17 protein-coding genes are annotated in these 19,475 nt (G+C 68.2%); 10 read left to right on the top strand and 7 right to left on the bottom strand.

Annotated features, from left to right (window positions below; genetic code table 11):
* The first annotated feature begins 1 nt into the window (after window position 1).
* Together BLV25_RS12720 and BLV25_RS12715 are read left to right on the top strand one after the other, a co-directional pair.
* Complete coding sequence (locus BLV25_RS12720; RefSeq protein ID WP_092733919.1) at window positions 2–904, top strand: carbohydrate ABC transporter permease; 903 nt, start codon at window positions 2–4, stop codon at window positions 902–904.
* 133 nt (window positions 905–1,037) lie between these two features.
* Complete coding sequence (locus tag BLV25_RS12715) at window positions 1,038–2,189, top strand: ABC transporter ATP-binding protein (protein ID WP_092734108.1); 1,152 nt, start codon at window positions 1,038–1,040, stop codon at window positions 2,187–2,189.
* A 98-nt stretch (window positions 2,190–2,287) separates the two neighbouring features.
* On the opposite strand, the gene BLV25_RS12710 is transcribed toward BLV25_RS12715, so the two are convergent.
* From BLV25_RS12710 to BLV25_RS12700, 3 genes are all read right to left on the bottom strand, one after another.
* A complete protein-coding gene (locus BLV25_RS12710) occupies window positions 2,288–3,247 on the bottom strand; it encodes a D-2-hydroxyacid dehydrogenase (RefSeq protein ID WP_092733915.1) in 960 nt (319 codons plus the stop codon).
* 121 nt (window positions 3,248–3,368) lie between these two features.
* Window positions 3,369–5,015 carry a thiamine pyrophosphate-binding protein gene (locus BLV25_RS12705; RefSeq protein ID WP_092733912.1) on the bottom strand — a complete coding sequence of 549 codons (1,647 nt, stop codon included), beginning with the start codon at window positions 5,013–5,015 and terminating at the stop codon, window positions 3,369–3,371.
* 110 nt (window positions 5,016–5,125) lie between these two features.
* On the bottom strand, window positions 5,126–6,358 hold the full coding sequence (locus tag BLV25_RS12700) for a mandelate racemase/muconate lactonizing enzyme family protein (protein ID WP_092733909.1): 1,233 nt from the start codon (window positions 6,356–6,358) through the stop codon (window positions 5,126–5,128).
* Between the two features lie 208 nt (window positions 6,359–6,566).
* On the opposite strand from BLV25_RS12700, the gene BLV25_RS12695 reads away from it, so the two are divergent.
* A complete protein-coding gene (locus BLV25_RS12695; protein WP_092733906.1) occupies window positions 6,567–7,616 on the top strand; it encodes a mannonate dehydratase in 1,050 nt (349 codons plus the stop codon).
* A gap of 222 nt (window positions 7,617–7,838) precedes the next feature.
* Here the strand turns inward: BLV25_RS12695 and BLV25_RS12690 are convergent, their stop codons facing one another.
* Together BLV25_RS12690 and BLV25_RS12685 are read right to left on the bottom strand one after the other, a co-directional pair.
* Complete coding sequence (locus BLV25_RS12690; RefSeq protein ID WP_092733903.1) at window positions 7,839–9,077, bottom strand: mandelate racemase/muconate lactonizing enzyme family protein; 1,239 nt, start codon at window positions 9,075–9,077, stop codon at window positions 7,839–7,841.
* 114 nt (window positions 9,078–9,191) lie between these two features.
* Entirely contained in the window at window positions 9,192–10,262 is a 1,071-nt protein-coding gene (locus tag BLV25_RS12685; protein WP_176819496.1) for an Ldh family oxidoreductase, read from the bottom strand.
* A 489-nt stretch (window positions 10,263–10,751) separates the two neighbouring features.
* Here BLV25_RS12685 and BLV25_RS12680 point away from each other — a divergent pair, with 489 nt between their 5' ends.
* From BLV25_RS12680 to BLV25_RS12665, 4 genes are all read left to right on the top strand, one after another.
* Complete coding sequence (locus BLV25_RS12680; RefSeq protein WP_256335727.1) at window positions 10,752–11,693, top strand: dihydrodipicolinate synthase family protein; 942 nt, start codon at window positions 10,752–10,754, stop codon at window positions 11,691–11,693.
* A gap of 184 nt (window positions 11,694–11,877) precedes the next feature.
* Complete coding sequence (locus BLV25_RS12675; protein WP_092733896.1) at window positions 11,878–13,050, top strand: MFS transporter; 1,173 nt, start codon at window positions 11,878–11,880, stop codon at window positions 13,048–13,050.
* 95 nt (window positions 13,051–13,145) lie between these two features.
* The gene (lhgO, locus tag BLV25_RS12670) at window positions 13,146–14,348 is read left to right on the top strand and encodes an L-2-hydroxyglutarate oxidase (protein ID WP_092733893.1); all 1,203 of its coding nucleotides are present in this window, start codon (window positions 13,146–13,148) and stop codon (window positions 14,346–14,348) included.
* A 46-nt stretch (window positions 14,349–14,394) separates the two neighbouring features.
* Window positions 14,395–14,838 carry a universal stress protein gene (locus BLV25_RS12665; RefSeq protein WP_092733890.1) on the top strand — a complete coding sequence of 148 codons (444 nt, stop codon included), beginning with the start codon at window positions 14,395–14,397 and terminating at the stop codon, window positions 14,836–14,838.
* A gap of 541 nt (window positions 14,839–15,379) precedes the next feature.
* Here the strand turns inward: BLV25_RS12665 and BLV25_RS12660 are convergent.
* Window positions 15,380–16,441 (bottom strand): quinone-dependent dihydroorotate dehydrogenase, encoded by a 1,062-nt coding sequence (locus BLV25_RS12660; protein WP_092733887.1) that lies wholly within the window; start codon window positions 16,439–16,441, stop codon window positions 15,380–15,382.
* Between the two features lie 149 nt (window positions 16,442–16,590).
* Here BLV25_RS12660 and BLV25_RS17490 point away from each other — a divergent pair, with 149 nt between their 5' ends.
* Window positions 16,591–16,731 (top strand): hypothetical protein, encoded by a 141-nt coding sequence (locus tag BLV25_RS17490; RefSeq protein ID WP_021074486.1) that lies wholly within the window; start codon window positions 16,591–16,593, stop codon window positions 16,729–16,731.
* A 57-nt stretch (window positions 16,732–16,788) separates the two neighbouring features.
* Here BLV25_RS17490 and BLV25_RS12655 read toward each other — a convergent pair whose 3' ends face one another.
* The gene (locus BLV25_RS12655) at window positions 16,789–17,193 is read right to left on the bottom strand and encodes a cupin domain-containing protein (protein WP_092733884.1); all 405 of its coding nucleotides are present in this window, start codon (window positions 17,191–17,193) and stop codon (window positions 16,789–16,791) included.
* Between the two features lie 101 nt (window positions 17,194–17,294).
* On the opposite strand from BLV25_RS12655, the gene BLV25_RS12650 reads away from it, so the two are divergent.
* Together BLV25_RS12650 and thrC are read left to right on the top strand one after the other, a co-directional pair.
* A complete protein-coding gene (locus BLV25_RS12650) occupies window positions 17,295–17,981 on the top strand; it encodes a DUF5828 family protein (RefSeq protein ID WP_021074484.1) in 687 nt (228 codons plus the stop codon).
* 161 nt (window positions 17,982–18,142) lie between these two features.
* Window positions 18,143–19,426 carry a threonine synthase gene (thrC, locus tag BLV25_RS12645; protein WP_092733881.1) on the top strand — a complete coding sequence of 428 codons (1,284 nt, stop codon included), beginning with the start codon at window positions 18,143–18,145 and terminating at the stop codon, window positions 19,424–19,426.
* Window positions 19,427–19,475 lie beyond the last annotated feature (49 nt).

Genomic DNA, 19,475 nt, shown 5'->3' with positions numbered 1-19,475 from the left:
AATGGCTACCTCAGACAAACTCATCGACACGGATCGCTGGTACCGGATCAATCAATCGATCGGGGAGTTCCTGACGAGCAAGTACACCGTCGTCGCCATCCTCTCGACGATGGTGCTGTACTTTACCTTCCCGATCTACTGGACGTTCATCTCCAGCCTCAAGACTCTGGACGGGATCCACGCGTTCCCGCCGTCCCTCGTTCCCGACGCGTCGGAACTGGTCGACCCGATCTGGCTGAACTACGTGCATCTGTTGACCCAGCGGTCCTTCGACATGTTCACGTTCAACAGCCTCATCGTCGCCCTCGTGACGACGGCGATCGTCGTCACCTTCGGGACCCTGGCCGGCTACGGGTTCTCGCGGTTCCGGTTTCCCTACGACGACTACGTCTTCATCGGCATTCTCGGAGCGCGACTTCTCCCGCCGATCGGGATGCTCGTGCCGTTCTACCGGCTCTTCGGTCAGCTGAACCTGATCGACACCCGGATCGCGCTCGTGGTGGTTTACACCTACATGAACCTCCCGCTGGCGATCTGGCTGATGCGGAACTACTTCATCTCGATCCCGGCCGACCTGGACGAGGCGTCCTACATCGACGGCGCCACCCGGTTCCAGACGTTCAAGGACGTCATCCTGCCGCTGGCGAAGCCCGGCGTCGCCGCGGTCGCGATCCTGACGTTCCTGTTCTCCTGGCGGGAGTTCCTCTTCGCGTTCGCGTTGACGTTCACCACCAGCGCGAAGACGATCCCCGTCGGCGCGATGATGATGATCGAGGACGTCGTCGTGCTGTGGAACTACCTGGCGGCCGGCGGCTTCATCGCGATGCTGCCCGCGCTGCTGTTCGTCGTCCTCTTCCAGCGATACATCGTCAGCGGCCTCACCGCCGGCGCCGTGAAGGGATAGCTCGAGCGAAAGCCCGAACCATTATGTGTACTGATACCAAACGAAGTCACAGATTCACCGACACGATCCACCAATGAGCAAGCAACAAGCCCCACCCGCCGACGAGGACACGACGACCGATGACACCCAACACATGACCACGACAGCACCCGACGCCACGGACGACGCGTACCTGGAGATCGACGGCCTGACCAAGGTGTACGACGACGGCGACGATTCGGTCGTCGCGGTCGACGACATGAACATCGACATCGCCGACGGCGAGTTCCTCGTGTTCGTCGGCCCGAGCGGCTGTGGCAAGACGACCACGCTCCGCTCGATCGCCGGCCTCGAGGAGATAACCGAGGGCCAGATCGTCATCGACGGCGAGAACGTCGAGGGACAGGCCCCCCGCGAGCGGGACGTCGCGATGGTGTTCCAGACGTACGCGCTCTATCCGCACATGAGCGTCTCGGAGAACATGGAGTACCCGCTGAAGGTCCGCGGGATGCCGAAGGACGAGCGCGACCGCCGGGTTCGCGAGAGCGCGGAGCTGCTTGAGATCACCGAGCTCCTCGACCGGCAGCCGAAGGACCTCTCGGGCGGCCAACAGCAGCGCGTCGCGCTCGGGCGCGCGATCGTTCGCGAGCCGCGCGTCTTCCTGTTCGACGAGCCGCTCTCGAACCTGGACGCCAAGCTGCGCGTCCATATGCGGACCGAGCTGAACAGGCTCCACAACCAGATCGGCAAGACGTCCATCTACGTCACCCACGACCAGGCCGAGGCGATGACCCTCGGCGACCGCATCGTCGTGATGGACGAGGGCGAGGTTCAGCAGGTCGCGCCGCCACAGCAGGTGTACGACCAGCCGGTGAACTCCTTCGTCGGCGGCTTCATCGGCAGCCCGCAGATGAACTTCTTCGATGCGGAGGTGGACGTCGACGCGGGCGAGATCCGGACCGACGCGTTCACGCTCCCGTACCCCGAGTGGATGCACGACCGGATCGGCCGCGGCGGCACCTTCGCGGCCGAGTTCGGCATCCGCCCCGAGGACATCAGCGTCGAGGGGCTCGACGAGGACGCGACCGCCGAGGACCACGCCACCGCCGAGGTCGTGGTCGTCGAGGAGATGGGGTCGGACTTCTTCCTCACCCTCGAGAACGACGGCGTCGAGTACCAGGCCATCGTCGAACCGAACACGAACCTCCAGCGCGGCGACCGGATCAGCCTCCAGTTCGACCTGCAGAAGTGTCACCTGTTCGATGACGACACGGGCGACTCGCTGGTCTACCCGTCGGATCGATAGTCGGGACGAGACGCCGAATCGCAGTTTACGGACTGTACGAACGCCCGCTAGGGCGCGTCGGAGTCGATCTCTTGCGTAAGCGCGCCCGTTCTCGACGCCTACAACACCCTGTTCTCGAACGCGTCGTACTCGCCGTGCCGGTAGCGCTCGTAGTTCGACAGGAAGATGTCGGCACATCGGTCGAGGTACTTCGGCGAGGAACCGGCCATGTGTGGCGTGACCAGCACGTTCGAGAGCGTCCACAGCGGCGAGTCCTCCGGCAGCGGCTCGGTCGCCTGGACGTCGAGCGCGGCGCCGCCGATCTCGCCGCCGCGCAGCGCGGTCACCAGCGCGTCCTCGTCGACCACCTCGCCGCGCGCGACGTTGACCACGACCGCGTCCGAGCGCATCGACTCGAACGCCCTCGCGTCCAGGAGTCCACGCGTGTCCTCGGTCAGCGGGCAGCTGAGGACCACGTACTTCGACCGTGCGAGCAGCGCGTCGAGCTCGTCCGGGCCGAACATCTCGTCGACCGAGTCGTGTCCCCGCTCCGGGTTGCGGCGCAGTCCCAGGGTCTCCATCCCGAACGCCGAGGCCCGGTCGGCGATCCCGCCGCCGATCTCCCCGACGCCGATCACCCCGACGGTCGAGCCGTGGAGCTCGCCGCCGCTGAAGTGGCGCCACTCACGCCGCTGGTGGCGGCGGATCCCCTCCAGGAGGTTCCGCTCGAACAGGAGCATCGTTCCGAGGACCTGCTCGGCGGCCGGGATCGTGTGCACCCCCGAGGCGTTGGTCAGGATGATGTCCCGGTCGCGCATTCGGTCGAGGTTGTAGTGGTCGACGCCCGCGTTGAGCGCCTGCACCCACTCCAGCTCGGTCGCCGCCTCCAGGAGGTCGTCGTCGAGCGCCCGCGTGACCACGATCTCCGCCTCCGGGATCTGCCGTTCCGTCTCGGCGTAGCTGCGCGCCCGCCGCAGATCTATCCTCTCGTCGTGTGACTCGATCGCCGTCCACAGCTCCTCGACGGACCGGTCGTGCGGCGCCTCGTGCATCACGAGCACCGTCGGTGGGGTCGACATACGAGCTACCGTGGTCGACTCTCCCACAAATACGTACTGGTGTCGGCCACGTCGGCCGACACGTCGCTCCGCCGCGATCCGGGAGGTGGACCTCCGTGAGGTGGATCCCCGACGTGGCTTCTCACCGCGTCATGAACTCGCCCGCCTGTGGCTCGTCGGGATCGGTGGGGATCTCCACGAGCGTCGGCCCGCTTCCGACCGCCGCGCTGGCCGCCTCGCGGATCCCGTCCGGCGTCTCGGCGCGGTCGACGTCCAGGCCCATCCCCTCGGCGATCCGGGCGCAGTCGAGCGGCGCGTCCGACCAGCCGTACGCGCTCGACTCGAGGTCGTAGCTTCGCTCGGCCTCCTCGCTGATGATCCCGTAGTCGTCGTTGTTGAACACGAACACCGTCACGTCGAGGTCCTCCGCGGCGATCGTGTGCAGCTCCTCGAGGCACATCAACAGCCCACCCTCGCCGATGAGGACCGCGACCGGCTGGTCCGGGTTGGCGACCGCGGCCCCGACCGCCGCCGGGACCGCGAGCCCCATCGACGCCCAGGAGCCGGGATTGACGTAATCGCGCGGGTCGTACGCCGGGAACGTCACGACCGCCCAGACGCGCGACCCGCCGGCGTCCGCGGTGACGATCGTCTCCCGAGGCAACGCCTCGCGCAACGCCGCGAGCGCGCTCACGCTCGGTAGCGGCGCGTCCGTGGCGGTTCGGAGCTCGGCGGTTCGTTCGGCGTCCGCCCTCCGCACCGCCGCGGCGCGGTTCGCCCCGGCCTCGCTCGGCTCCGTCACCGACCGGTTCGCCAGCGCGGTCTCGATCGCCGCGAGCGTTCGGTCCGCGTCGGCGACGACCGCGACCCGCGGGTCGTAGCCGGTTCCGACGTCCGAGGGATGGAGGGTGACGTGGATCAGGTCGGCCGGGAACTCGTAGGACCAGTGTTGGGTCCAGACCGCGTCGAAGTCGCTGCCGACCGCCAGCAGCGCGTCCGACGACTCCAGACACGCCCGCAGCTCCGGACTCGTCCCGCCGCACAGCGTTCCCGCGAACAGCGGGTGGTCCTCGGGCATCGTCGCCTTCCCCTTGTAGGTCGTCGCCACCGGGGCGCCGATCGCCTCCGCGAGCGACCGAAGCCGCTCGCTGGCGTTCGCCGCCCGCACGCCGCCGCCCGCGACGATCGCCGGCGCCTCGGCCCCGGCCAGCAGGTCGGCCGCGCGCTCGACCGCCTCCGTCGGCGGTTCCGGCGGGGCAGCCGGCTCGGCCGGTTCCACGGCCGCCGGCTCGGTCTCCACCGGGATGAAGTTCTTCGGGATCCCCACCCGAACCGGCCCCATCGGCGGCGTTTCGGCGATCGTGATCGCCCGGTCCAGCTCCGCGACCACGCTCTGGGGCGTCTCCACCGTGACGTTCTCCTTGACGACGTTGTCGTAGGTGTCCGGCGGCGTCTCGTGGATCCCGTCGCCGCCGCGGACCTCGGGTTCGGTCTCGACCGCGATGTGGACCAGCGGCGTACAGTCGTTCAGCGCGTTCTTCAGCCCGTTCATCGCGTTCATATCGCCCGGGCCGGGGATGACGACCGTGGCGGCCGTCTCGCCGCTCGATTCCGCGTAGCCCCACGCCTGGTGGGTGACGTTCGTCTCGTGGCGCGCCATCACGAACCGGACGTCGTCCCGGCCGCTGATCACGTCGTTCAACGGGAGCGTCTGTTTCCCCGGAATGCCGAAGACCGTCGTGATGTCGCGTTCCGTGAGGCGGTCGATTATCGCGTGATCGTTTCGCATATCGTCTATCCTCGGCCGAGCCCCGATAAAGCGTTTCGGTGTCGGTCCCGGTTCGACGACCCGATCGGTCCCGGTCCGACGGCCCGATCGGTCCTGGCTCCCGCCCCGAGTCACCGCTTCCGGTGCGCCTCGACGACGTCCCAATCCAGCTCGATCCCGAGCCCGGGATCGTCCGGAACGGTGATCCGGCCGTTTCGAATGAGGGGCTTCTCGCGCTCGATCAGGTCGTCCCACCAGGGCACCTCGCGGGCGTGGAACTCAAGCGCCAGGAAGTTCGGGACCGCGGCGCCGACGTGCACGCCGGCCATCGTCGCGACCGGGCTGCCGATGTTGTGCGGCGTCAGCGCGCAGTACCGCGTGTCCGCCAGCTCTGCGATCCGCTTCGACTCGGCGATCCCGCCGGTCTTCGGGACGTCCGGCGCGGCGAAGTCGACCGCGCCCGATTCGAGGAGGTCGCGGAAGCCGTGCCGGCCGTATCGATTCTCGCCCGTGAGGATCGGCACGTCGACGCGCTCGGCCAGCGCCGCCATCGCCTCGGTGTTCTCGGGCGGCACCGGGTCCTCGATCCAGATCGGGTCGTACTCGGCGACCGCGGCACAGAGTCGCCGCGCCGACTCCGGGGCGAAGTTCCAGTGGAGGTCGAAGGCGTACTCCGCCTCGTCGCCGACCGCCTCCGCGACCGCCGCGACGAGCGCCCGTTTGTGGTCGATCTCCGCCTCGGTGAGGTGCCGCGATTTCCGCTGGATCTCCCCGCCGGACGGCACGTCGAGATCGAATTTGATCAGGTCGTAACCCTCATCGACCGCCTCCCGCGCCGCCTCGGCGTAGGCTTCGGGACGGTAGACGTCGGTTGGCTGCCCCTCGTCGGCCGCCTCGACCATCGAATCCCCGGCGTGGCAGTCGGCGTAGATCCGGACCTGTTCCCGCATCTTGCCGCCGAGGAGCTGATAGACGGGCTGCTCGAGAGCTTTGCCTGCCGCGTCCCACAGCGCGAGCTCGACGCCGCTTATCGCCGTGGTTCCGATCCCCTGCTGGGACCCTCGCCCGGAGAGGCTCTCGCGCATCAGATGGTAGAGACGCTCGACGTCGAGCGGGGTTTCACCGACGAGAACCGGCCGGAGATAGTCGGTGATGATCTCGTGGACGCCCGGCGCCGGATACGCCTCCCCGATCCCCCGTATTCCGGCGTCGGTCTCGATCGTGACGATCGTCCACGGGAAGTTGCCGTCGATCACCAGCGTGTCGACGTCCGTGATCGTCGGCGTGTCGGTCGTCCGGCTCGGCGTCTCGTCGTAATCGCCCCACATCGTGGCGGCGAGCGTGCTCGCGAACTCCTCGTACATATCGCGTGCGCCGTGTTGGATCCGCCCATACATTAACGCTCGGGAGCCGGCGATGGGCCGCATTCGGTCGGCCTCCTCGTCCCGTCATCGCTTGGTTGGGTCGGTTCATCATCGCCGATCGGCTGGATCCTCCCGTCGTCGTCCGGTCGCCCGATTCGGACCGTCACTGATCGGTAGTTTGATATGCGTCCTCGAAGCACGCCTGAATATGAGCGATCGAGACGACGGTGTGCGCGTCGGCTTCCGGACCAACACCCTCTCGGACGAACGGCTCCAGTACATCCGCCAGCTCGGCGTGACCGACGTCTTCATCAACCCGACCGAACCGGGCGGGGGGACGGGCGGCGACGTCTTCGTCGACGAGAGCGACCGCACGGAGACGGACCGCCGGCTCCCGCTCGGCCCCGAGGACGTTCCGTCGGTCGCGTACCTCGAGGAGCTCGGTGACGCCTGCGCGGAGTACGGCGTCGACCTCGCCGGGATCCACACGCTGGGTTACAACTGCTACGGCGACATCAAGTTCGACCGCGAGGGACGCGACGAACAGATCGCGGCGATCAAGCAGCTGCTTCGGAACATGGGCGAGGCCGGGTTGCCGATACTCGGCTACCAGTGGAACCCGCGAGGGGTCGTGCCGATGCGGACCGGGACGGTCCCGATCCGCGGCGACGCGGAGGCCACCAGCTTCGACCTCGACGACGTCGAGAACGCCGGCGACCCGGCGCTCGACCGCGAGTACACCGAGGACGAGCTGTGGGAGAACTACGAGCGGTTCCTCGAGGAGATCCTGCCGGTCGCCGAGGCGGCGGGCGTCACGCTCGCGCTCCATCCGATCGACCCGCCGAGCATCGAGGAGATCGGCGGCATTCCGCGGCTCTTCCGGAACGTGGAGAGCTTCCGCCGCGCGATGCGGACGGTCCCGAGCGACAACCACGGGCTCAAGCTCTGTCTCGGCTGCTTCTCCGAGATGGGCGCCGACGTCGTCGACGTCGTCCGCGAGTTCGGCGAGGCGGGCGACATCACCTTCGTCCACTTCCGGGACGTCGAGGGGCTCGCGGAGTCGTTCAACGAGACGTTCGTCGACTGCGGCAACTACGACGAGCTCGAGGTGATGCGGTCCCTCGTCGACGGCGGCTTCGAGGGGATCGTGATCCCCGACCACGTGCCGACGGTGCGGGACGACACCGACTGGGGCCACCGCGGTCGCGGCTTCACGGCGGGGTACCTCCGCGGCCTCACGCGGGTCGCCGACGACTGAGGCTCGGCGGGTCGCGGCCGGCGCCGTAATTCACGATCACGCCCGCGCGACAGCATTTAAATGGAAACGCGGATATTCTTCGGCTCGATCGTCGATCGACGCCGCAAAAATCGTCCACCTCGACGGCATCGCCCGCCTCGATGACACGATTCGACTTGCCGGCATCGCCCGACTCGATGATACGGTCCCGCTCAACGATATCGCCGGACGACTCGCTGTCGCCTAGTCGTAGATGAACTCCGTCCAGGCGCCCTCCGTGGGCGGATACTCCTCGATGACGTCCATATCGACGGTCACGCCCAGCCCGGGACCGTCGGGGACGGTGAGCTGGCCGTCATCGACGTCGACCGTCTCCTCGATGATATCGAAGGCCAGTTCGAAGGGGTACATGCCGGGGTCCTCGGGGTGATCCAGCGCGGGATCGTCCTCGAAGACGGGGTACTCGAGCAGCCGGACCTCCGGCGCCGCCGCGACCAGGTGGGCGTTCGCGACCAGCCCGAGCCACGTGCCGAAGTTGTGGGGCACGAACTCGACGTCGCGTCCCCGACAGTGCTCGATGGCCGCCGCACAGCCGGTGTAGCCGCGGTGATGGCGGACGTCGCCCTGGAGGAACCCGACGGCGTCCGTCTCGGCGAGCTCGATCAGCCCGGCCGGCGACTCCTCGCTCTCGCCGCCGGCCAACTTGACGCCCCGCCCGGCCAGGTCGCGGTAGCCGTCGTAGTCGTCCGGCTCGACGGGCTCCTCGACCCAGTAGACGTCGCGGTCGCCGGCGTGTTCGACGATCTCGGCCCGGGTCGCGGCGTCGTAGACGTCGTCGTCGAGCTTCCACCAGGTGTGGGCGTCGACCATCACCTCGGTCTCGGTGACCGCCTCCGCGAGCCGGTCGATGGTCTCGACGTCCCCGTCCGGACCGATCCCCGGCCGGTATTTATACCCGAAGAAGCCGAGGTCGTCGATGATCCGCGCCTGGTCGGCGTAGCCCGCCGGCTCCATGTACATCCCGGCGCTGGCGTACATCGGGAGTTCGGTCGTCGGCTCCGTGTCGTACTCCGCACACAGCAGCTCGTGGATCGGCGCGCCCTGCCGCTTGCCTTTCAGGTCGTAGAGCGCGACGTCGACCGCCGAGACGGCCTCCGTTTTGACTCGCTCCGGGAGGTCGGTCGCGTCGATCAGGTCGTGCGCGTCGGTGACCTCGTCCAGCGTCTCGCCCTCGAGGGCGTCGGCGACCTCCCCCTCCACGAGGTCGGCGAAGGTGGCCTGCGAGTCGCCCTCGAAGTACTCCCGCATCGCGGAGCTGCTGGCGCCCGCGGGGGCGAACCCGATCTCGCCGGCCGCCGTCTCGACGACCACGAGCACCACGTCGCGTTTCAACAGCCGGCGACGGCCGCCGTAGAACGATCGCGTCTGTACCGGTTCGATCGGCGATGAGAGGGCATACCCTCCCACGTCGGTGATCCGCATACCGAAACGATCGACGGGGAGTATATAAACCCACCTGTTCGCGGAACCCGTTAGGCCGACGCGAAACGGGCCACCGGATGGCTCACCGCGCGACCGACCGGCGACCCCGAAACCTCACCGCAGCGCCTCGGGAAGCGCGCCCTGCACGTCGTGATCCGCGGCGACCTTGCGGAGGTTCTCGATCACGGCCTCCTCGACCGGGATCCCTTCGGCCCGCCGTTCCCGCGCGATCCGGTGTTCGGGCTCGCCCGGCAGCAGGACCTCGTCGTCCGGCTCGATCGGTTCGGCCGACCGCAGGAACCGGACCAGGTCAGAGACCTTTCGTGCCATCTCCTCGCGGCTCGAGAGGGCCGTCGGATCGATGGCGACGAAGGCGGCGCCGTTGCCGGCCCATCCCTGCTCCTCCTCGGTGGAGACGGGGCCACCGCCGACCAGGGAGGCGAACAGCTCCGCCATCGTCGCCAGCCCGAACCCCTTGTGACCGGTTTCGGTCCCGCCCAGCGGCAGCAGTGCACCGATGTGGTCCTCGAACTCTGCCGCGTGCGTGACCGGCTCGCCCGTCTCGGTGATCGTCCACTCCGGCGGGAGTTGCTCCCCCGACCCGTCCCGCTCGATGATCTTGCCGTGTGCCACCTGGCTGGTCGCTCCGTCGTAAAGCAGATCGAACGGCAGCGCGCCGTAGCTCGGCACGGCGAACGTGATCGGGTTCGTCCCGAGCCGCCTGTCGGCGGTTCCCGGGGGCGCGATCCGCTGAGCGCCGCCCTGGAGGTTGACCCACGAGGCGAAGAGATACCCCTCCTCGGCGACCTGCTCGGCCCACTCGCCGATCCGGCCCAGATGGCCCGAGTTCCGGATCCCGACGACGCCGACGCCGTGCTCCGCCGTCGTCTCGGTCAGCAGCTCGACCGCCCGCCGGCCGGTCACCTGGCCGAAGGCGCCGCCGCCGTCGATCCGGTGGATGAGCCCGGCTTCCTCGACCGTCGGCAGCGCGGCCGGGTCGAGCGACCCCTCCTCGATCTGGGACGCGTAGTAGGGCAACCTGACGACGCCGTGGGAGGAGTGCCCGACGAGATCGGACGAGACGAGGGACCGGGCGACGGTTGCGGCGGTCTCGGCGGGTGCTCCACACTCCTCGATCGCGACCTGTGCGAACGCCTCGAGCGAATCCGGATCAACGGTGCGCATTCGTCCGGCCATACGAGCGGTCGGTCTTAACGATACCGCTCCGCTCGGCGCTGCGCCGCGTTCGCCGGGTCGAGTCGCCGTCCGCCCGCTCGATCGCGTTCCGTCTTCCCGAACGTTCCTGAGGCGGGAACGGAAATGATCGAGGAACCGCGCCGGGATCACTCCGGTCACGCCGTCCGCGACTCGCGCGGCGGTCGCGGACGTCCTCGTTTCGTTCCGCTCTCGGGAATCACCAATGACAGTTATAGGTTTGTAATCCGATCGCCTGCATCGCCGATCTCGACCGGCGGCGGTCTCCCATTCCCCCCGTCGGTCGCGGCACGGCGCCGGGGTTCGAGCGACGACGCGACGCATCCACCGGTTGGCCCCCGTTCGACGGTCGAGTTCCCCACAGGCGAAAATCGGCGCCGAAGCGGCGACCCCACGGGATCGGGCCGTGTGCCACCCAGGTCAGAACGTTTATCATATGGGACTGAGTGTACCACACTCGTGCAGCATCAGCGCATTCGATCCGACCTTCGAGGCGTAGCGTTCACCAACCCGACGCCGTTCGACGAGCACGGTGAATCGATCCGCCACGACGCGCTCGCGGCCAACGTGCGGCACGTCGTCGACGCCGGCGGGCGCGTGCTGATTCCGTGTGGCAACACCGGGGAGTACTACTCGCTGACCGACGCCGAGCGGGTCGCGGTCGTGGAGACCGTGGTCGACGCGGTCGGCGAGGAGGCGACGGTGATCGGCGGCGTCGGCGGCAGCACCAAAACGGCGATCGACCTCGCCGACGCCTACGCCGACGCCGGCGCCGACGCGATCCTGGTGATGCATCCCGACCACACCTACCAGCACCAGGTCGGGCTGGTCGAATACTACCGGAAGATAGTCGAAGCGACGGACCTCGGCGTCGTCATTTATAAACGCGGACCCGAGCTCACGCGCGATCTGCTCGCCGAGATCGCCCAGTATGAGAACGTCGTCGGGGTCAAGTACGCGGTCAACGACGTGGAGGGGTTCTCCGAGGCGGTTGCGACGATCGACGCCGACGTCGTCTGGTCGAACGGCATCGCGGAGCGCTTCGCGCCCGCCTTCGCGGTCGAGGGCGCCGAGGGGTTCACCACCGGGATCGGGAACTTCGTCCCCGAGCAGGTGCTCGCACTGATGGACGCGCTGGAGGCCGAACGGTGGGACCGCGCCCGGGAGCTCCGCGACCTGCTTCGTCCCTACGAGACCCTCCGCGCGGAGGCGGGTGCCGACAACGAGCTGTCCGCCGCCAACAACGTGCCGGCGGTCAAACGCGGAATGGAGCTCGCCGGGCTCTACGGCGGACCGGTTCGTGAACCCCTCGTCGAGCTCTCCGAGGCCGACGCCGAACGGGCCGCGGAGTACTACGAGGCGATCGTCGCCGCCACCGACGACCAGATCACCGTTTCGTGAGTCGCGGTCACGACCGAACCGTCGAGATCGAAAGGGACACGCAGCACGTCGGACCGTCGGATCGACGGCCACACGCAGCACGGTCGTCCGGTACACGTAGCTTGAAGTGACAGCGGTCGGCTAACGCGACCGTGCGCCGAGAGACCGCCACGATCGACCGCGGCGTCCGCTGATCCCCTTCGCTATGCGTTGGCACTATCGACACACCGTCCTCTCGTTGTGCACCGTCGCGTTCTTCGCCACGATGGTCGGCCGGCTCGCGATCAGTCCGGTCGTCCCGCGGATCACCGCGTCCTTCGGGGTCTCGAACACCGTCATCGGCGGCGCGCTGACGGGGATGTGGATGGCCTACGCGCTCTCGCAGTACCCCAGCGGGATCCTCGGCGACCGCTACGGTGAACGCCGCGTCATCCTCGTGGCGGTCGGCGGGACGGGCCTGTTGAGCCTGCTCGTCGCCACCGCGCCGATCTACGTCGTCTTCATCGCCGCCGTGATCCTGCTGGGCGCCGTCGCGGGACTCCACTACAGCACCGCGACGACGCTGCTTTCCCGAACCTACGACGACATCGGGACGGCGATCGGGGTCCACACGATCGGCGCACCCGCCGGCGGGCTCGTCGCGCCCGCCGTGGCCGCCTGGGTCGGCGCCCGATACGGCTGGCGACCGGCGGTCGCGATCGGCGCCGTGATCGCCATCCCTGCATTCGCCGCGTTCGCGCTGTTCGTGCGTGAGACCGAGCCGGAGCGTCCCGACCAACCGATGCGTGACCGTATCAGGATCGCCCCGGCGATCGACCTGCTCTCGCGGCCGACGGTCGCCTTCACCGCCGTGATCGCGGCGGCCGGCGCGTTCGTCTGGCAGGGGGCGGCGTCGTTTCTGCCCACCTTCCTCATCGCCGAGCGCGGCCTGTCGGCGACGACGGCCGGCCTCGTCTTCTCGTCGTACTTCGTCGTCCAGGCCGCGGTCAAGCCCGCGCTCGGCGCGCTCTCGGACGCCTACGACCGCGATCTCGGCGTCGGCGTCAGCCTCTTGACGAGCGTGCTCGGGATGGCGTCGTTCGTCCTCGCGCCCGGGATCGTCGGGATCGCGGTCGCGGTCGTGCTGATCGGCATCGGGCTCGGGATGGCGGTCACGGTCGAACCCCGGCTCGTCGACGAGCTGTCCGAGCGCGAGCAAGGGATGGGCTTTGGGCTCGTTCGCACCGTCTACCTCGTGGGCAGTTCGTTCGGCTCCGTCACCACCGGATTCCTCGCCGATACGGTCGGGTGGGCTGCGGCGTTTATGATCCTCGCAGCGTTCCTCGGGGTCGTGCTGGCGGCGCTGGTGGTCAACTACGTCCTCGATCTCGGCTATTGACCGGTCGTCCATCCGTGGTCGCTGGGCTATTGACCGGTCGTCCACTCGCCGTCGGTGCGTGGGTTTTTCTACCCGCCCCCCATACCCGGTCACCGATGGTACATCACGATGTGGCGATCGTCGGCGGCGGTTGCGTGGGGCTCTCCACGGCGAAACATCTCGCCGAGGGCACCGACCTCGACGTCTGCGTTCTGGAGAAGGAGTATCACCTCGCGGAACACCAGAGCGGGCGCAACTCCGGCGTGTTACACCCCGGGTTCAACTATCCGCCCGACTCGGTGAAGGCGGAGTTCGCCACCGCGGGCACGCGCCGGATGAAGGAGTACTGCGCGGAACACGACATCCCGTGTGAGGAGTGCGGGGTGCTCGTGGTCGCGACCACCGACCGCGAGGAGGCCTATCTCGACGAGCTGGCCGCCCAGGCGGAGGCGAACGGCGTCGAATACGAGCTGCTCGGCTCGCAGGCGGCGATCCGCGACCACGAGCCGCACGCCGCCGGCCAGGCGGCGCTGTACGCGCCCGAGGCCGCCTCCGTCGACTCCCAGCAGTACGTCTACACGCTGGGCCGTGAGATCCAGCAGGCGGGGGTCGAGCTGTATCTGGGACACGAGGTCTCGGCGATCCATCGCTCGGGGACGGGCTACCGCATCCGGACGAGCAACAGCGACGTCGAGGCCGACTACCTCGTCAACGCGGCGGGGCTCCACGCGGACACGCTGGCCCACCAGGTCGGCGTCGGGGAGGACTACCAGGTGATCCCGTTCCGCGGCGAGTACTACGAGCTCGTGCCCGAGAAGACGGACCTGTGTCAAACGATGATCTACCCGACCCCGGATCCGGAGCTGCCCTTCCTCGGCGTCCACTACACCCGCCGGACCGACGGGAAGGTGATCGTGGGGCCGAACGCTGTCCTCGCGTTCGGCCGCGAGGCCTACGAGAACACCGACGTCGATCCCGGGGAGCTGTACGAGACGCTCTCCTACGAGGGGTTCCGAAAGCTCATCGCGTCCCGGACGATGCTGTCGGTCGCGGCCGCGGAGCTGAACAAGTCCTACCGGAAGCGCGCGTTCACGAAGGCGTCGCAACGCCTCGTCCCGGAGGTTCGCGGCGAGGATCTGCAGAAAAGCTACGCGGGGATCCGCGCCCAGCTGGTCAGCGCCGACGGCGAGCTGGTCAAGGACCCGCTCTCGATCGAGACGGACGACGCGGTCCACGTCCTCAACGCCGTCTCCCCCGGGCTGACCTGTTCGCTTCCGTACGGCGAACACGTCGCGGACCGGCTCGCGGCGAAAGTCTGATCGGTCGGACCGAAACGTTTACGCGCCGTCCACCGCCACGTCCGGTATGGCACTCGAGACGCTTCTGTTGGCCGTCGGACCGTCGGACGACGACCGCGTCGACGAGCTCGTGTCGACCGCGACCGACATCGCCGGCCCCGCGGACGCGACGGTCACGATCGCCCACGTGTTCACCGAGGACGAGTACGACACCATCCTCGACCGGCTCGACATTCCCGGCGTTCCGAACCCCGACGACGTGGCTCGCCGGTCGACGATCGTTCGCAAGCTGGACCAACGGCTCGCGGACGCCGGCGTCTCGACCGACGTCCGCGGGTCGGTCGGCAGCCACGGCGAACGCATCGTCGAGCTCGCGGAGGACGCGGACGCCGACCTCATCGTCGTGGGCGGCCGCAAGCGCTCCCCGACCGGGAAGGCGGTCTTCGGCTCCACGGCCCAGGAGGTCATCCTGAACGCACCCAGCCCCGTCACCTTCGTTCGGGGCGATTGAGCGGATTCACGGCGAGCGACCGTCTGTGCGTCGGTTGCACCCTCATTCGGAGGAATTCGCCGTTCGGCCGACCGGTTCGAGGACCGGTCGGCGGTCCCGGACCGATCCGAGCACGCGGGCCCGTCCTGATTCATTCATATAAATATACAAAGTAATATGTTTAATTGATGTTTAATGGGAATTCGGTACGAGACGGTGGATCTAATCACGTTCTCATTGAATGATCCGTTTTCCACTGTTTCCAAAACAGCACGTTCATTTATATTGGTATTACTCGAACATATTCAAAACATACGGATGTACGATCGTGGATGGGCGATCCAGTTCACCATCGTGGATTCGGAGGCGGATCGAGATCCGCTTCGAGGCCGATCGACTACCGGTACGCATCCCCTAACCTTGATTTTTATCGAGGACGGCTGGAGGTTGATGCGATCACAGATCGGGATCCGATGACTTCCCAGGATCGGTCAGTATGCCCCTTTGAAAATATATTAAATCTGGTTTAATAGATTTATAGTCGTATATCTAACATACTTACTTATTTACGCAGGTCCGCACCAACCGCCGCCTCGATCGACTCGAACCCGTCGCGCTCGAGCAGCTCGAGGAGTCCCGCGTTGATGTCGCGGGCGATGCTCGGACCCTTATAAATCAACCCGGTGTACAGCTGGACGACCGACGCGCCGGCGCGGATCTTCCCGTAGGCGCCGGCCGCATCGTCGACCCCGCCCACGCCGACGATCGGCGCGTCGGTCCGCTCGGCGATGAACCGGATCAGGTCGGTCGCGGTTTCCTCGATCGGCTTCCCGGAGAGACCGCCGCGTTCGGCGCGCTGCGGGCTTCGTAGGGAGTCGGGCCGCTCCGTCGTCGTGTTGGTCGCGATCACGCCGTCCAGGTCGAGGTCGTCGACGACGGCCAACGCCTCCTCGACGGCGGGCCGCGGCAGGTCCGGCGAGAGCTTCACGAGCAGGGGATCGGCGCCCGCGTCGACCAGCTCTCCGAGGATCGACTCGAGGGCGTCCCGGTTCTGCAGCGACCGGAGTCCCGGCGTGTTCGGGCTCGAGACGTTGACCACGAAGTAGTCGCCGGCGTCGGCGACGCGCTCGTAGGTGTACCGGTAGTCGGCCGGGGCCTCCGCCAGCGGCGTCGACTTCGACTTCCCGATGTTGATCCCGACCGGGACGTCCGGCAGCGGTTCGGTCGCGAGCCGCTCGCCGACGCGGTCGGCGCCCTGGTTGTTGAATCCCATCCGATTGATGAGCGCCTCGTCCGCCCGGAGTCGGAACATCCGTGGCCGGGGATTCCCCGGCTGCCGCTCCGCGGTGACGCCGCCGACCTCGACGTGACCGAACCCGAGCGCGGCCAGGGCGCGCGGGATCTCGGCGTTCTTGTCGAACCCCGCCGCGACGCCGACCGGATTCGGGAACGAGCAGCCGAACGCCGTGGTCCGGAGCCGGTCGTCCGCGACGACGTACCGCCGCCGGAGGAGCTCCGTCACCGGGGTTCCCTGGACCGTCCGCAACAGCCGGTGGGTCGCCCGGTGTGCCGTCTCCGGCGGGAGCGCGAACAGCGCCGGCTTGCACGCGTCGTAGAGATTCATCGTCGAAGCGGTCGCGCTCGACGGTCAAGAATCCCGTCGATCCTCGCCCCGGCGGGGCAAAATCGACACGGTTCGACTCCCCGATCGGTTCGCGATTCCGATCGACCGAAGCCGACACGTTGATTTATATCGCCGGCGGATCCGGAGGTATGCAGACGCTCATTACGGCCGCGACGATCGTGTCCGGCGTCGCCATCGCGGGGATGACGCTCGTGATGCTCTGGTTCGTGTGGGACTCCAGACACGACGAGGCGCACGCTCCCGGGAACGGCGACGACGACGCCGCCTGACGTCCGGTCCGGCGTCCAACGACGCGGCGTCGATCCGCCCCGTTCGTCGGTCCCGAGTCACTCGGTCAGCCTCTCAACCCCGTCGGATTCGGCCGACTCGTACGGCTTGGCGTCGCCCGTCGTTTGCGGCGCCCCGATCGCGAGCACCTCGACCGCCTCCTCGGCGTCCGCGGGATTGTACGCGCGCTGGGGGTCGCCCGGATCGACGGCGAACACCTGCCCGGCTGGCACCTCGTAGGTTTCACCCGGCGTCTCGACGGCCAGCTCGCCGGAGAGCACGTAGAACGCCTCCTCCTGCTCCTCGTGGTAGTGATACGCCAGCGGGATCTGCTCGCCCGGCGCCGCGCGATAGCGGTTCATCGCGAACTCCGAGAGCCCCGCCGGCTCCGTCAGCCCGCGCATCTCGCACGGTCGGTCCGGGGCCGGTTCGACCGAATCGGGATCGACGACGCGATAGCCCATACGACCTTCCTCCGTGGCGACCACCAAAAACCCGCCGGCGGATCCGGTCCCGCGGCGTCGGAGAGGCTTTACGCCTCCGTTACGTACGCCTCGGCCAACCGATGGAAGAGAGCATCTCCGGGTTCAAGGTCCGCGGGGACTGGGGGGATATGGTCGAACACGGCGAGAAGATCACGCAGGCGCTCCGGGAGGCGGGCGTCAACGACGACGCCTTCCACGAGTGGGACGAGTGGCGCCCGCGAACCCACGAGCGGATCGACGAGGACGTCTCCGCGAAGACGGCCGAGCAGGCGTCCGTGAGTAAGGGCGAGGGGGAGAAGGCAGGCAAGACCGCGAGCGAGGACATGAAGACCGCCGGCGAGAAGCTCTCGGAGTCCTACGAGAAGGTCGAGGCGGGGGACAACGAGGGGGCGATCGACCGGTGGGGCGAGTCGATCGAACACGTCGCGCGCGCCGCCGACTCCGCCGGCCGGAAGGCGATCCGGAAGGTCGAGGACACCGTCTACCGGAACGTGATGACCCAGCTCGCGCCCTACTACTTCGACAACGAGCTGATCAGCGCCAACATCCAGCGCGTCGGGCGCGGCGAGGCCGACGAGGAGTTCGTCTTCGAGGTGAACGTCAACGACGACGACCTGAAGGCGGAGGTCTCGGAGATCCTCGCCGAGTACGAGTCCACGGTCGACCGGTGGCACGTCGCCGCCGAGAAGGAGACCGCCAACCTGGAGGCGGCCGAGGGCGTCGATCTCCCCGAGACCGAGGACGAGTCGAAGTCGACCACGACCTGAGCCGCCCGCGGCGTCGCTGTCCTCGAGGACCCCCGCGGCATCGCTGCCCTCGAGGATCCCCGCAGCGTCGCTGCCCTCGAGGACCCCTGCGCCGCGGTCCGGGGTCACCGCCGGCCGCCCGGACCGTCCACCTTTTACCTCGGCGGGGTAACCCTGAAACGATGACGCTCGATCTCGACACGTCCGCGCCGGACGCCCCGGAGTGCGCCGACGACGGGGTGTGGCTCGCCTGCATCGCGTGCGGCTCCACGTTCGCCCCCTTCGAGGACGTCCGCTACACCTGCGACGACTGCGAGAGCCTGCTGGAGGCTCGGTACGAGACCCCGCCGACCTTCGAGGACTTCGGCGACGGCGCGTCCACGGACGGGCCCGACCGCGGCGTCTGGCGCTACCGGGAGGCGCTCCCGTTCGACCTCGGCGTCACCCTGCCGGAGGGGGATACCCCGCTCCACGAGGCGCCGCGGCTCGAGGCCGACGTCGGCGTCGAGACGCTCCGGATCAAACACGAGGGGATGAACCCCACGGGCTCGTTCAAGGACCGCGGGATGACCGTCGGCGTCCGCGTCGCCGAGGAGCTCGGCGTCGGCGCGCTCGCGTGCGCCTCCACGGGCAACACCTCCGCCGCGCTCGCCGCCTACGGCGGCCGGGCGGACCTCGAGACGCTGGTCCTCCTGCCGGCAGGCAAGGTCGCGGCCGGGAAGGTCGCGCAGGCCAGCCTCCACGGCGCGCGGATCCTCGAGGTCGACGGCAACTTCGACGCCTGCCTCGACATCGTCCAGGAGCTTGCCGCCCGCGGCGAGGCCTACCTGCTCAACTCGCTGAACCCGTTCCGGCTCGAGGGTCAGAAGACGATCGGCTTCGAGATCCTCGAGGCCTTCCACGCCGACCACGGCACGTACCCGGACCGGATCGTCCTGCCGGTCGGCAACGCCGGCAACACCGCGGCGCTTTATAAGGCGTTTCGGGAGCTCGTCCGGTCGGGCGCGCTCGACGTCGACGACGTCCCGAAGCTCACCGGCGTCCAGGCCGCCGGCGCCGCCCCGATGGTCGAGGCGGTCGAGGAGGATGCCGACGAGATCCGCCGGTGGGAGGACGTCGAGACGCGCGCGACCGCGATCCGGATCGGCAACCCGGTCAACGCGCCGAAGGCGTTGCCCGGCATTCGGAACACCGGCGGCACCGCCGTCGCCGTCTCCGACGAGGCGATCACCGACGCACAGCGCGCGCTCGCCAACGAGGGCATCGGCGTCGAACCCGCATCCGCGGCCAGCGTCGCCGGCCTGCGAAAGCTCCGCCGCGAGGGCGTCGTCGACGCCGACGAGCGCGTCGTCTGCCTGACGACCGGCCACCTCTTGAAGGACCCCGACGCCGCCTACGAGGCCGGCAACGACCCCGAGCCGGTCGCCAACGACGTCGACGCCGTGCTCGAGCTGCTCGCGGACTGACGGTTAAAAGGACCCGACTGCACCGTCGCAGCCTCTTTCTCGCGACGGG

This window comes from Halopenitus persicus (assembly GCF_900107205.1).
GTDB lineage: Archaea > Halobacteriota > Halobacteria > Halobacteriales > Haloferacaceae > Halopenitus > Halopenitus persicus.
Note: the sequence above shows the minus strand (reverse complement) of the source record. Positions and strands in the feature narration are given on the sequence as shown.